A 14698-nucleotide genomic window follows, 5' to 3' on the forward strand; every position below is an offset into this window, starting at 1 on the left:
CTGAACGCAACACCGATCAAGGAAGGTAGTGCCGAGACCCGACACACCGCTCGTCGGACGACAGACCCCAGGGACGCAAGGGAGCAAGGCCGTGAAACCCAAATACCTGATCGGCGGCATCGTCGCCGCCGCGCTGGCCCTCACCAGCACCGCGTGTTCGAATTCGCTGAGTGGCGACAATGGCGACCAGGCCAGCTCGGCGCCGAGCGTCCAGGCCGATCAGAAACTGTTCGAGCGGCTGCCCGACGACATCAAGAAGGACAAGACGATCCTGGTCGGCACCGACGCCAGCTACGCGCCGAACGAGTTCACCGTCGGCAACGAGATCCAGGGCTTCGACATCGACGTGTTCAACGCGATCGCGGCGAAGCTCGGGGTCAAGGCCGAGTATCAGAACGCCAAGTTCGACACCATCATCCCGTCGGTCAGCAGCGGCAAGTTCGACGCCGGGATCTCCTCCTTCACCGTCAACGCGACCCGGGAGAAGCAGGTCAACATGACCTCCTACTTCACCGCCGGCACCCAGTGGGCGGTCGCCGAGGGGAATCCGAAGAAGATCGATCCGGACAACGCCTGCGGCAAGACCGTCGCCGTCCAGACCGGCACCACCCAGGAACTGGACGACCTTCCGGTCCGGCAGAAGAAGTGCGGCGCGAACAAGATCAAGGTCCTGCACTTCGACGGCCAGGACACCGTGACCACGACCGTGGTCTCCGGCCGTGCGGACGCGATGCTGGCCGACTCCCCCGTCGCGCAGTATGCGGCCAAGCAGCAGAAGGGCAAGATCCAGACCGTCGGCGATGTGTACGCCACGGCGCCGTACGGGATCATCACGGCCAAGGACCAGACCGAGTACGCCCAGGTGATCGCCGACGCGTTCGCCGAGGTCCAGAAGGAGGGCGCGGTCAAGTCGGCGATGGCCAAGTGGGGCATCACCACCGGTGAGATCGACAACCCCACCGTCAATCCGTCCGTGAGCTGATCATGACCGACGTGGTCAAGGACGACCCGGCCGGCGATCCCCCGGCGGGCTCCCAGGAGCGCCCGGGACTGATCGACGCGGTCCCGGTCAGGCACTACGGCACCTGGGTGATGGCGGTGATCGTGATCATCGGCGCCCTGATGTTCGCCAACATGATCATCTTCAACCCGGCCTTCGACTGGCCCTTCGTGCTGGAGGTGATGAACCAGCAGACGGTGATCAAGGGGTTGCTGATCGGCACCCTGCTGCTGACCCTGCTGACCATGATCGTCGGCATCCTCGGCGGTGTCGTGCTGGCGTTGATGCGGCTGTCCTCGAACCCCATCCTGAAGGGTGTCGCCTGGGTCTACACCTGGGTCTTCCGGTCGATACCGCGGTATGTGCTGTTGGTCTTCCTGGGCGCCGGGATGGGGGCGATCTTCAAGGACGGGATCGCGCTCGGCGTCCCGTTCGACTGGAAGATCATCGAGCTCCTCGGGCTGCACGGTGACTGGCGGTTCGCCCACTTCGACGCCAACACCCTGTTCGGCGGCTTCCTCGGAGCAGTCGTCGGGCTCGGAGCGTCGGAGGCGGCGTACATGTCGGAGATCGCGCGGTCGGGCATCCTCAGCGTCGACCAGGGCCAGCGCGAGGCCGCCCAGGCGTTGGGGATGAACAGCCGCAAGACCACCTGGCGGATCGTGCTTCCGCAGGCGATGCGGGTGATCGTGCCGCCCACCGGCAACGAGACGATCGCGATGATGAAGGACACCTCGTTGATCATCGGACTCGGCTCGCTGACCACCGAGCTCTTCTTCCAGGTGCAGAACATCGCCACCAGGACCTTCAACATCGTCCCGTCCTACCTGGCCGCGATCCTGTACTACCTGATCGTCACCAGCATTTTGATGATCGGCCAGGGCTATCTGGAACGGCGCTTCGGTCGTGGCTTCGGCAGTCGCGCGGCGTCGGCCAAGGATCAGGCCGCGATCGGGCTGCAGGCCGGAGGTGCACATTGAGTACGACGCCGGCGGCGACGCCACTGGTCCGCGCCCTGAACGTGATCAAGACCTTCGGCGGGCACCAGGTCCTGCAGGGGGTGGACTTCGAGGTGCAACGCGGCGAGGTGGTCTGCCTGCTCGGCCCGAGCGGCTCGGGCAAGACCACCCTGCTCCGGCTGGTCAACCAACTGGAGACCCTGACCGGCGGCCGGATCTGGTTCGACGACGAGTTGCTCGGCTACGTCGAGCGCAACGGCAAGCTCTACGTCCGCAAGGATCGCGACATCGCCCGGCAGCGGGCCCGGATCGGGATGGTGTTCCAGCGGTTCAACCTGTTCCCGCACAAGACGGCGTTGGAGAACATCATCGAGGCGCCGCGGCAGGTCAAGGGGATGTCCAAGCGGGTGGCGACCGCAGAGGCCATCGAGTTGCTGGACCGGGTCGGCCTGGCCGACCGCGCGAATTTCTACCCCTCCCAGTTGTCCGGTGGCCAGCAGCAACGGGTGGCGATCGCCAGGGCGTTGGCGATGCGGCCGGAGTTGATGTTGTTCGACGAGCCGACGTCCGCGTTGGACCCCGAACTGGTCGGCGAGGTCCTCGGGGTGATGCGGGACCTGGCCGCCGACGGGATGACGATGATCGTGGTCACCCATGAGATGGCGTTCGCCGGCGAGGTGGCCGACCGCGTCGTATTCATGGACGGCGGGGTCGTCGTCGAGCAGGGTGCGCCGGCGCAGGTGCTCGGCAACCCGCAGCACGACCGCACCAGGTCGTTCCTGCGCCGGGTCCGCCAGGAGGCCGATGCCGAAGCCCAGGCAGCCAATGCGCTGGCCGCGTTGCAGGAGGGCAAGTCCCCGAGCCGGCAGGCCTCGACCCGACCATCCCCGACGGAAGGCGTACCCGGTGACTCATGAGGCGCACCAGCAGCCTGATTTTCGGATCGTCACCCTGCACACGGCGGCGCAGCGTCAGCAGGCCGCGGAGCTGTATCGGTCGGTGTTCGGCTACGACCATCCGTCCTACGGGATCAATCCGCGGCTGCTGGCGGGCCTGATCGCCAACGGCGGTTCGGTGGTCGGGGCGCTGGACCACGAGGACCGGCTCGGCGGGTTCGCCTACGGGTTCCTCGGCACCGACGGCACCGAGACCTATCACTACTCCCAAGCGGCGGTTGTCGCTGCCGGGCATCAGAGTCGCGGGCTCGGCCGCCGGCTCAAGCTCGCTCAGCGCGACGTCGCTCTGGCCACCGGTATCAGCACCATGCGCTGGGCCTACGACCCGATCCTGACCCGCAACGCCCACTTCAATCTCGATGTGCTGGGTGCCCGTGGGGTGTCGTTCCATCCCGAGCTGTACGGCGAGCCCGGCAGCGACCGGATCATGATCAACTGGGACCTCAGCGTCGAACCCGGCCCGCACCGGGCTGCCGAGCCGTTGCCCCAGCCGGCGGCCCGGCCCGGCGCCGATGCCTGGGGCAAACCGATCACCGACGGCGATCGGATCCTGCTGCCGCTGCCCACCGACCTCACCGCCTTGCGGTCCCACGATCCGATCCGGGCGGCCGATCTGGCGATCACCCTCCGGCACACGCTGGTGACGATCTTCGGCGACGGCTACCAGGCCGTTTCCTGCTCCGCCGTCGGGCACACCGCCTACTACATCTTCCGGGCAGCTGCCTGACACGGGTACGGTCGAGTCCCGATATCCGGTTCCATCCCGACGACGAACGGAGAAGTTGATCATGCGGGTCGTGTCCGCGCGGATGCACCGGGTGCGACAGCAGCTGGTGCACGAGTTCCGTACCAGCTCACACCAGAAGAGTTATCTGGAGCACCTGCTGATCGAGTTGCACGATGCCGACGGCCGGGTCGGCTGGGGCGAGGTCGCCTCTCCCAGCGGGCCGTACTACTGCGCGGAGACCACCGACACCTGCTGGCAGATCACCAGCCAATATCTGTTGCCCGCCCTGATCGGCACCGACTGGGAGCACCCCGAGCAGGCCGTCGAGAACTGGCGTCGGGTGCGCGGCAACGAGTTCGCCAAGTCCGGCGTCGACGCCGCGGTCTGGACGTTGTGGGCGGCCGCACAGGGGATGTCGCTGAGCGCGGCCCTCGGCGGTACCCGGCGCGAGGTCGTGGCCGGCGTCTCGCTGGGGATCGAGCCGACCATCGACGATCTGTTGGAACAGGTCAGGCTGCACACCGATGCGGGCTATCCGCGGGTCAAGCTCAAGATCGCACCCGGCTGGGACGTCGAGCCGGTACAGGCGGTCCGCAAGGAGTTCGCCGATCTGGACCTGCACGTCGACGCCAACGGCGCCTACTCCGAATCGACCGAGCACCTGGCCGCCCTGACCGCGTTGGACGACTACGGCCTGACCATGATCGAGCAGCCGTTCGCGCCCCGCAATCTGCTCGGCCATGCCCGGTTGCAGGCGACGATCGACACCCCGATCTGCCTGGACGAGAGTGTCGAGACGGTGCACGACCTGGAGACCGCGATCGAACTGGGATCGCTGCGGGTGTTGAACATCAAGGTATCCCGGATGGGCGGGCTGACCCCGGCCCGAGCAGCGCACGACCGGGCCGTCCAGGACGGTATCAAGGTCTGGTGCGGCGGGATGCACGAATTCGGCATCGGCCGGGCCGCCAATGTGGCGATCTCCAGCCTGCCCGGCTTCAGCCTGCCCTCCGACGTGTCCGCCTCCGCCAAGTACTACGCCCGTGACATCATCAGTCCCGAGGTGGTGGCCGATCGCGGCGTGGTCCGGGTCCCGACCGGTGCCGGACTGGGCCACGAGGTCGACACCGCACTGATCGCCGAGCACAGCATCGAGTCGATCTCGTTCTGATCATCAACTCCCGAGGAGCCCCGTCATTCCCTCCGCCACGCCCGGGACCGAAAACACCGACCCAGAGGCCAAACAGACCGACACAGGGGCCGAGAAGACCGACCCGAGCAGTAACGCCTACGCCACCACGATCAGCCCGGCGCGGCAGCGGCTGTTGATCATCCTCGCTGCCGCCGGCCTGATTGCCTCGATCGTCGGCGGCATCGTCTCCGACGGCCCGACCCTGTGGGGGCTGCTGCCGATCGTGCTGTACGCGGTGCTCTGCCTGCTGGGCATGGACATCGTCGTCGGGACCGTGCTGTCGGTGCTGTCCGGGATCCTGATCGCCGGCCTCGGGCCGGTCGCGATCGGCGAACTGCTCGGTGATTCGCTGGCCGACTCGGTGACCATGATCGGCTTGATCATCGTGCTCGGCGCAGGGGTCGGCGAGGTGCTCAGGATCACCGGCGTCGCGACCACCATCGTCCACGGCGTGCTGCGGCTGACCGGCGAACACAACCGCGCGGCGGTGTCCATCGGCGTGATGCTCGCCTGCCTGATCCTGGTCGGCAGTCTCGGCACCCTCGCCGGCGCGCTGGCGGTCGCCGCCCCGATCGTGCTGCCGATCACCGCCCGGCTCGGCTACACCCGGTCGGCAACCGCGGCGATGCTGTTCATCGGTGGCTGCGCCGGGCTGGCGTTGGCGCCGTTCGCCGGGTCGAACGTGGCGATCATGACCGCCGCTGAGGTCAACTACTTGACCTACCTGCTGCACGGTGCGCTGCCGATCGCGGTGCTGTCGATGATCCTCGGACCGTTCGTGGTCGCCTTCCTGCAGCGACGCACGACCGGCAGCGGCGACGACTACGACCTGAGCGAACTGGTCGCCGAGGGTTCCACACCCCCACGCAACGCCAAGGCTGCGACCACGGTGTTCGTCGTGGTGCTGCTCACCGCCGTGGTGTACGCGACGATCAGCAGCGCGACCACCAGCTTCCCGCTGGTCGCGCTGCCGGTGCTCGGTATCGCGACCGGACTGGCCGGACGGCTGTCCGCCCGGCAGATCGCCGAGGCGATGTATCGCGGCGGCGCGAAGTTGATCAGCATCCTGCTGCTGTTCTGGCTGCTCGCCGCACTGTTCGCGCTGATCGATCAGCTGGAGCCGTTCCAGGTGATCCTCGATCTGGTCGGTGATCAACTGGGATCGGTGTCGCCGTTCCTGGTGGCGGTACTGGTCGCGCTACTCGGTTGGGTCGGCGTACCCGGCGCGACCGCGGCCCAGGTCGTCCTGCTGGACAAGGTGTTCGGCGACCTGGCCTCCAGCGTCGGCGTCGGTTCGGGTGCCTGGGTCACCGTCCTGCTGTTTGCTTCCAAGGCCGACACCTACGGCCCGTTCCCGAACGCCAACATGGTCGGCGCGATGGGACTGGCGCGGTCGAACAGTCTGCGCAACATGATCATCACCGGCTGGCTGCTGCTGGTGCCGGCCTGCCTGATGTACGCCGTCATCCTGTTGATCACCACCTGACACCGCTGTTCGATCATGAATCCCGAGTTGAAGGAGCACTGTGGCTGAGTCCGTGTTGATCACCGACGGCGTCGTCGCGGACGGCACCGGGACGGCACCACAGCCCGGTGGATTGTTGATCGAGGACGGGTTGATCACCGCCGTGCTGCCGCCGGACGCTCGGCTGCCCGCCGATCGGGTGATCGCCGCCGGCGGCTCGATGATCACACCCGGCTTCATCGATCTGCACAGTCATGCCGACTTCACCATCCAGGGATCGCCCGGCGCGGTCTCGCAGCTGCATCAGGGTGTCACGACACTGCTGACCGGCAACTGTGGGTTCTCCCCGTTCCCGGTGCTGGACAAGGATCGCCTGATCGGGGCCACGTCGTTCCTCAGCGCCGACGGTCTGGACTGGTCCTGGACCGATCCGGCGTCCTATGCCGAGGTCCACGACCGGACCGGTCTGGGCGTGAACCTCGCCCTTCAGGTCGGCCATAACGCCCTCCGGCTGGCTGTGCTGGGCGAGGATCAGCGGGAGCCGACGCGGCCCGAGCTGGACCGGATGCGCCGGCTGCTCAGCGAGGCGGCCGGACAGGGCGTCTTCGGCTTCTCCACCGGTCTGATCTATGCGCCCGGCCGCTACGCCGACACCGCCGAGGTCGACGCGCTGGTCGCCGAGGCCGGGGCCAACGGCCTGCTGTACTCCACCCATGTCCGCAACGAGGGCGACGACCTGCTGCCGGCGATCGAGGAGGCGATCGGCGCCGCCCGGCGCGGTGGCGCCCGGCTGGAGATCTCGCATCTGAAGGCGGTCGGCCCGCGGAACTTCGGACGGGTCGTCGACGCGCTCGATCGGATCCAGCTCGCCCGCCAGGACGGGCTGGACGTCGGCTGCGATGTCTATCCCTACGACGCCTCCAGTACGACCCTGACCGCCCGGCTTCCTGGCTGGGCGATGGACGGCGGCGTACCGGCGCTGCTGGACCGGCTGGCCGATCCCGAGCAGCGGGCGCGGCTGGTCGCCGATCTGACCAGCGCCGAACGCGGCAGCCTGTCGGCCGATCGGGTGACGATCGCCTCCGGGACGGTGTTCGGCCGGACCTTGGCCGCGATCGCGGCTGAGCGTGGCATCAGTTCGGCCGAGGCGACCTGCCAGGTGCTGCAGGAACAACACGGCGCGGTGAGCGTGATCAATCACGGGATGGACGCCCAGGATGTCGGCACCGTGCTGCGGCATCGCCTGACCGCGGTGGCCAGCGACGGCTGGATCATGGCCGGTCCGGACGATCCCGGCTGGCAGGTCGGCCACCCACATCCGCGCAATTTCGGAACCTTCACCCGGGTGCTGGGTCATTACACCCGCGAACGAGGTCTGCTCGATCTGGCCGAAGCCGTCCGGCGGATGACCTCGTTGCCGGCGAGCCGACTCGGGCTGACCGATCGCGGCGTGCTGCGCGCCGGTGCCGTCGCCGACGTGGCGGTGTTCGATGCCGCCGCGATCGACGACCCGGCCGACTACGCCAACCCCTGGCAACTGTCCACCGGCGTCACCGACCTGCTGGTTGCCGGCACCCCGGTCCTGACCGACGGCACCCCGACGGGCGCCCGCCCCGGCCGCGTCCTCCGCCGCCACCGCTCCCACAACCCCGGAGTCGGCCGAACCTAGTTGGCTGGCGCAGCTCCCTCCTGGCACCTTCGGTTCGCGACTCATTATGTTGTTATGATGAGTTGGTGGAACCGCTCTATGCCCAGGTCGAGGCCGCGCTCGCCCGACGGATCGCCGACGACCTGCAACCCGGTGATCGATTGCCGTCGGAGAGCGAGCTGATGACCGTGTTCGGTGTCAGTCGGATCACCGTCCGTCGCGCGGTAGCCAACCTGGCGACCCGTGGTCTGGTCGACGTGATCCAGGGCCGCGGATCGTTCGTCGCCACACCTCGGATCGAACAGTCACTGCGGACCGTCAACGGCTTCGTCGAGGACATGACCGCTGCTGGTCTGGAGGCGACCGCACGACTGGTCACGAACGAGACGATCGCGGCGCCGCACGACGTCGCCGATGCCCTGCGACTCGAGGCGGGTACGCCGGTCACGTTCATCGAGCGGATCAGGCTCGCGGCCGGCCGCCCGGTCTCCTTTGACGTCACCTACCTGCCGACCGACGTCGGTACGGCGATCGCGCGCGACGACCTCGAACGGCAGCCGATCTTCACCCTGCTGGAAGAGAAGTACGACCTGCCGCTGGTGGAGGCGGACTACCGCCTGCAAGCGGTGGCAGCGCCGGAACGGATCGCGGACGCACTGCAGGTGGCTGTCGGGGATCCGGTGATGCGGGTGGAACGCACCTCGCGCACAGCCGACGAACGCCCGATCGACCACGAGGTCCTGCACTACCGCGGCGACGCCGTCAGCTTCGCGACCCGGCTCGACCGCAGCCTGCCCGGGTGACCGCACTGGATGCCGGCGCCCTGCTGGCCGCGGCCGCGGTGGCCGGCGCGCTGGGTGGCGCGTTGGGCATGGCGGGTGGGGTCTTCATCGTCCCGCTGCTGACCACGGTCGCCCACCTGCCCTGGCCGTCGGCCGTCGCGATCAGCCTGGTGGCCGTGGTGGCCAGTTCCTGCGCCGCAACACCGGCCTTCCTGACCGCCGGCCTGCCGAATCTGCGGCTGGCCGTGCTGCTCGAGGTGCCGACGGTCGGCGGCGCGATCGCCGGCGTGCTGCTCGCCGATCGACTGCCGACCCGGCTGCTGTACGGCGTCTTCGCCCTGGTGCTGCTCGTCTCCGCCGTACAACTGGCCCGTGGCAGACGCACCGCCCCGGTGACCGCGCCGGACACCAAGCCGAACGGCTGGCGGCTGGACGGCAGCGTTCGGGACGGCGATGTCAGCCTGCCCTACCGGGTCAGCCGAGTGCCGGTGGGGCTCGGCGCGATGTTCGGCGCCGGTCTGCTGTCCTCGATGCTGGGCATCGGTTCCGGGGTGCTGAAGATCCCGGCGATGGACGGTGCCCTCCGACTCCCGATCAAGGTCTCCTCGGCGACCGCCAGCCTGATGATCGGCGTCACGGCGGCCGGGACGGCGGCCGCGGCCGTGCTGCAGGACGGCGTCGACCTGAGCTACGCGGTGCCGGTGGTGTTGGGGTCGGTGCTCGGCTCGACGATCGGCGCGCGGGTCCTGGTCCGGATCCCGAACGGGCCGCTCCGCGTCCTGTTCTTCCTTGTCCTGTTGGGATTGGCGGTGCCGATGATCATGAACGCGGTCGGCGCACGATGAGTGATTCGCAGATCGGACAGCGAGGCGATCGGGACGCGCTCGACCACCGGGATCGTCGCAACGCCGGCCGGCTCGGACTGGTGCTCCGCTGCGGCACGGTGGCCGCAGTCGTCGTGATCATCATCGGCACGTTCGCCGTCCCGCTCGGCGCAGCAAGCACCGGGCGATGGCTGCAACGTGCCGGGATGATGATCATGGTCGGCACCCCGGTCGGTGGCCTGATCAGCCTTGCGATCGGCTTCCGAACCGCCGGCACCCGCCGCTACCTGATCCTGATCGCCGTCATCCTGGCCCTGATCGCCCTCACCGCAACCGGAGTCGTCCGGACGTAGTCGTGCTGGGCGGCGACGACGTCCCGGCCGCTGCGCGGCGGCTGGACACTATTCGCCGGGGAGGCGGCGGCCTTCGGTGAAGGCGGCGCTGGAGGCGGGCAGGAACAGGCAGACCAGCACCGCCGCCGCGGAGACGAACAGGGCTGCAGCCAACCAGCCGATACTGTCCCGGAAACCCCACGCCAGCGGCAGATGGAGCAGTTGCAGAGCGACCGCGGGACCACGGGACCAGGGTCGTACCAGGGCCACTCCACGGCCGACCACCGCGAGCGCCACACCCCAGACGATCAACATGCCGGCTACCCCGTAGCCGACACCGGCCGACACGTTCTGCAGGTTGACGATGATCAGCAGCCCGTAGCCGACGACCGCGATCGCCTCCAGCCAGAGCACGATCGCTGCGGCCCACAGAGCCGGCCGTGCCGTCCGGGCCGCGGCCGAGCCTCCGGTTCGGGTGCCGCCGGTCTCGTCCGAAGGATCGGGACTCTTGTCGGGTTGCCTCACAGCACGTATCGTAGGTCGGCTCAGCCGGTCCTCAGTACGCGGGCGGGACCCGTCCACCGGGCCGGAAAATGTGAGCGACCCAACGCTGATCAAGTCTTGTGCGTTCGTCAAATACTTGACAGTCTTGATCGTCGGACCGAGGACGGCACGGATCGTGCTGCCCGGTTGAGTCACTACTTGCCGCAGACCCGCGGTGATTGCCGTACACGTGAGGAGTGGAAACGCCCATGGATTGGCGCCACAAGGCGGCCTGTCTGGATGAAGATCCGGAACTGTTCTTCCCGATCGGTAACACCGGTCCGGCCCTGCTGCAGATCGAAGAGGCCAAACAGGTCTGCCGCCGTTGCGATGTCCGCGACGCCTGCCTGCAATGGGCTCTGGAAGCCGGCCAGGACCATGGTGTCTGGGGCGGAATGAGCGAGGATGAGCGGCGTGCGCTGAAGCGTCGGGCCGCCCGCTCCCGGATCCGGACCGCCTGACAGAGCGAACGTTGTGTAGCGCCGGGCGGCGTGCCCGGCGCTTTTCTATGCCCTGATCAGGTTCTTTTCTGTGCCGTGATCAGGTTTCATGCCCTTCGACAGTCTCAGGGACCTACCGGTCGCCGGTGACGGGGATCTCCACGACGGCTCGGGTGCCCGGGACGTCACCGCGGTTGGTCAGCTCGAAGGTGCCGCCGAGCTCGGCGACCAGACCGACCACGATCGACAGCCCGAGACTCTTGCGTCGGGGATCGGTGATGGAGAATCCCTCCGGCAACCCCGGACCGCTGTCGATCACCTCCATCCGCAGCCGACCGTCGGTGACGGTCGGCTCGACCGACACCTCCTCCGACCGGGCCGACCTGTCGCCCGGATGATCCAGGCCGTGTTCGATCGCGTTCTGGCACAGTTCGGTGACCACCAGCGACAGGTTGGCCGCAATGCTGGACGACACCACGCCGAAACTGCCGTTGCGGTGCGTGCGGACCTTCCCGTCGGCCGCTGCGACGTCGCCGACCATCTTCAGGATCAGGTCGGCGACCTTGTCGAACTCGACCAGTTCGTCGAAGGCCTGGGACAGCGTCTCGTGCACGATGGCGATCGATGCCACCCGCGACATCGCCTCGTTCAGCGCCTGTTTGGCCTCCGGGGCGTCGATCCGGCGGGCCTGCATCCGCAACAGTGCGGCCACCGTCTGCAGGTTGTTCTTCACCCGGTGATGGATCTCCCGGATGGTGGCTTCCTTGCTGAGCAGTTCGCGTTCGGTGCGGCGGAGGTCGGTGACGTCACGGCACAACACGATCGCGCCGGTCTGCTGGCCCTCCGGGGTCAGCGGCACCACCCGCATCGTGACGTGTGCGGTACCGGCTTCCACCTCCATCTCCCGGGCCTTCCGGCCGCCGAGCGCCGATGCCAGCGTGTCGTGGATCGGCTCCTGCGAGGCCGGCACCAGGTCTGAGGTGAGTTCGGTCAGGTCGGCATCCACCAGATCCCCGGTCAGACCGAGCCGCCGATAGGCGCTCAGCGCATTCGGGCTGGCGAAGGTCACCTCGTGGTCGGCGTCGGTCCGGATGAAGCCGTCGCCGACCCGCAGCCCGGTCATCATGCCGCCGTCACCGGACGGGAACCGGCCGACGGTGACCATCTGCGCCAGTTCGGCGGCCGATCGTCGATAGGTCTGCTCCAGCGCCCCGGCAGTGCGGATCGCCAACTGGTTGGTGTGCTGCTCCACCACTGCGATCGTCCGCCCCTCCCGGCCGACCGGGATCGCGTGGACGTCGACCGGGATGCCGGCCTGTAGCTTGCCCTGACTGGTCTGGGTGATGGTCCCGCTGAGGAACGCCTCGGACACCAGATGTTCCGGCGAGTACGCGATCAGGTCGCCGACCACGTCGTCGACCAGCGCCGTCGGGCCGGTCGTCGGACGCACCTGGGCCGCCGCCCAGAAGACGTTCCCGTCCGGCTCGGGGACCCAGAGCACCAGGTCGGAGAAGGCCAGGTCGGCCAACAGCTGCCACTCCTCCACCAACACCCGGAGCCAGTGTTCGTCGTCGGTGGACAGGCCGGTGTGTTCGGCGATGACTTCCGACATCGACGGCATAGTCCGGCCTCCTTCTGGGTTGGGTGACGTTCCGGTGTGCCCGACACCGGCGAACTGATCGAACACTACGAAAACGATCGAATGATGCGCGCGGATCGGGCAACCGCATGATAGTTCTGATTCCCATGGGCACCGATGACCAACCCGACCCGGAGCGCGCAGGAAATCCTGACGCCGATCCGCGCTGGAAGCTCACGCCGACCAAGATCGTGGTCGCCGTGATCCTGCTGGCCGCGATCGTGCTGCCGCTCCTGACAAGCAGCTACTCGCGCGTCGATCCACGCCTGTTCGGCTTCCCGTTCTTCTATTGGTACCAGTTCCTGTGGGTGTTCCTGGCCGCCGCCTGTTGCTGGATCAGCTATGTGTTGCTCCGCCGCGAACAGCGGGCCTACCAACGGAGCCACGGGGGCACGTTGACGCCGCCCACCGGCCCACCGCCGAGTGATCCGCCACCGGAAGAGTCCGCGACCGATCCGAACCCGAAGGCGGAGTAGTCATGCAGCATGTCAATTGGGTCGAGCTGATCATCCTCGCCCTGCTCTTCGTCATCGTCGCGTTCATGGGGTTCCGGGCCGCCAGGTGGCGGCGTGGCACCAGCAACCTGGACTCCCTGCACGAATGGGGTCTGGGTGGTAAGTCGTTCGGCACCTGGGTGACCTGGTTCCTGCTCGGCGGCGACCTGTACACCGCCTACACCTTCATCGCCGTCCCGGCTGCGATGTGGGCGACCGGTGCGGTCTCCGGATTCTTCGCGGTGCCGTACACGATCGTGCTGTATCCGATCATCTTCTTCTTCCTCGGCCGGATGTGGTCGGTGGCACACAAGCACGGGTACGTGACCACCGCCGACATCGTGCAGGGCCGCTACCAGACCAAGAGCCTGAGCCTGGCGATCGCGATCACCGGGATCCTGGCCACCATGCCGTACATCGCCTTGCAGCTGGTCGGCATCCAGGCCGTCCTGGAAGTGGCCGGGATCGGCGGCTCGAGCGCACTGGCCCGCGACATCCCGCTGCTGATCGCGTTTGCGGTGCTCGCCGCCTACACCTACTCCTCCGGCCTGCGGGCACCGGCGTTGATCGCCGTGGTCAAGGACGGGCTGATCTACCTGGTGATCATCGTCGCGGTGATCTACCTGCCGACCAAGCTCGGCGGCTGGCACGGCATCTTCGACGCCGCCCAGGCCAAGATGGCCGAACCGAGCGCGACCGATCCGAGCAAGCCGGCCGGGGTGTTCATCCCCACCGCCAAGACCGCCTGGGCCTACACCACCCTCGCCCTCGGCTCGGCGATGGCGCTGTTCATGTATCCGCACAGTGTGACCGCAACGCTCAGCTCGAAGTCGCGGTGGACCGGACGCCGCAACGCCGCCATCCTGCCCGCCTACTCGTTGCTGCTCGGTCTGCTCGCACTGCTCGGCTATGTCGCGATCAAGGCCGGCACCAAGCCTGTCGGGTTGGACGGCAAGCTCAACCCACAGCTGGTCATCCCGCAGCTGTTCGAAGATCATTTCCCGAGCTGGTTCGCCGGCATCGCGTTCGGCGCCATCGCGATCGGTGCCCTGGTGCCGGCAGCGATCATGTCGATCGCGGCGGCCAACCTGTTCACCCGCAACATCTACCGGGAGTTCTTCAAGCCGACGGCCACCCCGGCCCAGGAGGCCAAGGTCTCCAAGATCGTTTCGCTGCTGACCAAGGTCGGCGCGCTGCTCTTCGTGCTCTTCCTGGACAAGCAGAACGCGATCAATTTCCAGTTGCTGGGTGGGCTCTGGATCCTGCAGACCCTGCCGTCCATCGTGTTCGGGTTGTTCACCCGATGGTTCCACCGCTGGGCACTGTTGGCCGGCTGGGCCGCCGGCATGATCTACGGCACGGTCGTCGCCTACGGCTACTGCAGTGCCTGTACGGTCAAGCCGTTCGGCAGCTCGCTGGCAGCGATGCCGATCTTCGGTCAGACGGCCTACATCGGCTTCACCGCGTTCCTGCTGAATCTGCTGGTGGCCATCGTGCTGACCGCGATCCTGCGAGCGGCCAAGGTCTCCAACGGCAGTGACATCACCAAGCAGGCGGACTACTTCGTCGACGCCGACACCCCCGGCACCGTGCAGCCGGATGTGCACCAGCCGATCAAGCCGTGATTTCTACCTCCCTCCCAACCGTGGCACAATGACGTGCTGGCCAGACTGCAAGACAGAACAGAGGTGACACCG

Annotated in this window: 15 protein-coding genes; 13 read left to right on the forward strand and 2 right to left on the reverse strand. The window is 67.6% G+C overall.

The features are described 5' to 3' along the window. Positions 1-91 precede the first annotated feature (91 nt). From BLU38_RS00615 to BLU38_RS00660, 10 genes are all read left to right on the forward strand, one after another. Positions 92-982, forward strand: coding sequence for an ABC transporter substrate-binding protein (locus BLU38_RS00615; RefSeq protein WP_091518243.1), 891 nt, complete (start codon positions 92-94; stop codon positions 980-982). Positions 983-984: 2 nt separating this feature from the next. After that, positions 985-1980: an amino acid ABC transporter permease gene (locus BLU38_RS00620; RefSeq protein ID WP_091518246.1), complete on the forward strand. Its 996-nt coding sequence runs from the start codon at positions 985-987 to the stop codon at positions 1978-1980. A gap of 23 nt (positions 1981-2003) precedes the next feature. After that, positions 2004-2876 (forward strand): amino acid ABC transporter ATP-binding protein, encoded by an 873-nt coding sequence (locus tag BLU38_RS00625; protein ID WP_091531536.1) that lies wholly within the window; start codon positions 2004-2006, stop codon positions 2874-2876. Then, positions 2866-3642, forward strand: coding sequence for a hypothetical protein (locus tag BLU38_RS00630; RefSeq protein WP_091518250.1), 777 nt, complete (start codon positions 2866-2868; stop codon positions 3640-3642). Before BLU38_RS00625 ends, BLU38_RS00630 begins: the two co-directional genes overlap by 11 nt. Positions 3643-3703: 61 nt before the next feature. Further along, on the forward strand, positions 3704-4813 hold the full coding sequence (gene menC, locus BLU38_RS00635) for an o-succinylbenzoate synthase (RefSeq protein WP_091518253.1): 1110 nt from the start codon (positions 3704-3706) through the stop codon (positions 4811-4813). Between the two features lie 154 nt (positions 4814-4967). Further along, positions 4968-6320 carry a Na+/H+ antiporter NhaC family protein gene (locus tag BLU38_RS00640; protein ID WP_197679936.1) on the forward strand — a complete coding sequence of 451 codons (1353 nt, stop codon included), beginning with the start codon at positions 4968-4970 and terminating at the stop codon, positions 6318-6320. A 40-nt stretch (positions 6321-6360) separates the two neighbouring features. Continuing rightward, positions 6361-7968 carry an N-acyl-D-amino-acid deacylase family protein gene (locus BLU38_RS00645; protein WP_091518257.1) on the forward strand — a complete coding sequence of 536 codons (1608 nt, stop codon included), beginning with the start codon at positions 6361-6363 and terminating at the stop codon, positions 7966-7968. A 65-nt stretch (positions 7969-8033) separates the two neighbouring features. Continuing rightward, positions 8034-8750 carry a GntR family transcriptional regulator gene (locus BLU38_RS00650; protein WP_197679937.1) on the forward strand — a complete coding sequence of 239 codons (717 nt, stop codon included), beginning with the start codon at positions 8034-8036 and terminating at the stop codon, positions 8748-8750. After that, complete coding sequence (locus tag BLU38_RS00655; protein ID WP_197679938.1) at positions 8747-9574, forward strand: sulfite exporter TauE/SafE family protein; 828 nt, start codon at positions 8747-8749, stop codon at positions 9572-9574. The genes BLU38_RS00650 and BLU38_RS00655 overlap by 4 nt, the downstream gene beginning before the upstream one ends. Beyond that, positions 9571-9906, forward strand: coding sequence for a hypothetical protein (locus BLU38_RS00660; protein ID WP_091518264.1), 336 nt, complete (start codon positions 9571-9573; stop codon positions 9904-9906). Before BLU38_RS00655 ends, BLU38_RS00660 begins: the two co-directional genes overlap by 4 nt. A gap of 48 nt (positions 9907-9954) precedes the next feature. On the opposite strand, the gene BLU38_RS00665 is transcribed toward BLU38_RS00660, so the two are convergent. Beyond that, the gene (locus tag BLU38_RS00665; protein WP_091518269.1) at positions 9955-10410 is read right to left on the reverse strand and encodes a hypothetical protein; all 456 of its coding nucleotides are present in this window, start codon (positions 10408-10410) and stop codon (positions 9955-9957) included. A gap of 227 nt (positions 10411-10637) precedes the next feature. On the opposite strand from BLU38_RS00665, the gene BLU38_RS00670 reads away from it, so the two are divergent. Next, positions 10638-10889, forward strand: coding sequence for a WhiB family transcriptional regulator (locus BLU38_RS00670; RefSeq protein ID WP_091518273.1), 252 nt, complete (start codon positions 10638-10640; stop codon positions 10887-10889). Positions 10890-11001: 112 nt separating this feature from the next. Here the strand turns inward: BLU38_RS00670 and BLU38_RS00675 are convergent, their stop codons facing one another. Continuing rightward, entirely contained in the window at positions 11002-12489 is a 1488-nt protein-coding gene (locus tag BLU38_RS00675) for a sensor histidine kinase (RefSeq protein WP_091518276.1), read from the reverse strand. A 125-nt stretch (positions 12490-12614) separates the two neighbouring features. Between BLU38_RS00675 and BLU38_RS00680 the strand changes: the two genes are divergently transcribed. Both BLU38_RS00680 and mctP read left to right on the forward strand, forming a co-directional pair. Continuing rightward, positions 12615-12983, forward strand: coding sequence for a DUF3311 domain-containing protein (locus BLU38_RS00680; RefSeq protein WP_091518280.1), 369 nt, complete (start codon positions 12615-12617; stop codon positions 12981-12983). A gap of 2 nt (positions 12984-12985) precedes the next feature. Further along, positions 12986-14626 carry a monocarboxylate uptake permease MctP gene (gene mctP, locus BLU38_RS00685; protein ID WP_091518284.1) on the forward strand — a complete coding sequence of 547 codons (1641 nt, stop codon included), beginning with the start codon at positions 12986-12988 and terminating at the stop codon, positions 14624-14626. Positions 14627-14698 lie beyond the last annotated feature (72 nt).

The organism is Microlunatus soli, from assembly GCF_900105385.1.
Lineage (GTDB): Bacteria > Actinomycetota > Actinomycetes > Propionibacteriales > Propionibacteriaceae > Microlunatus > Microlunatus soli.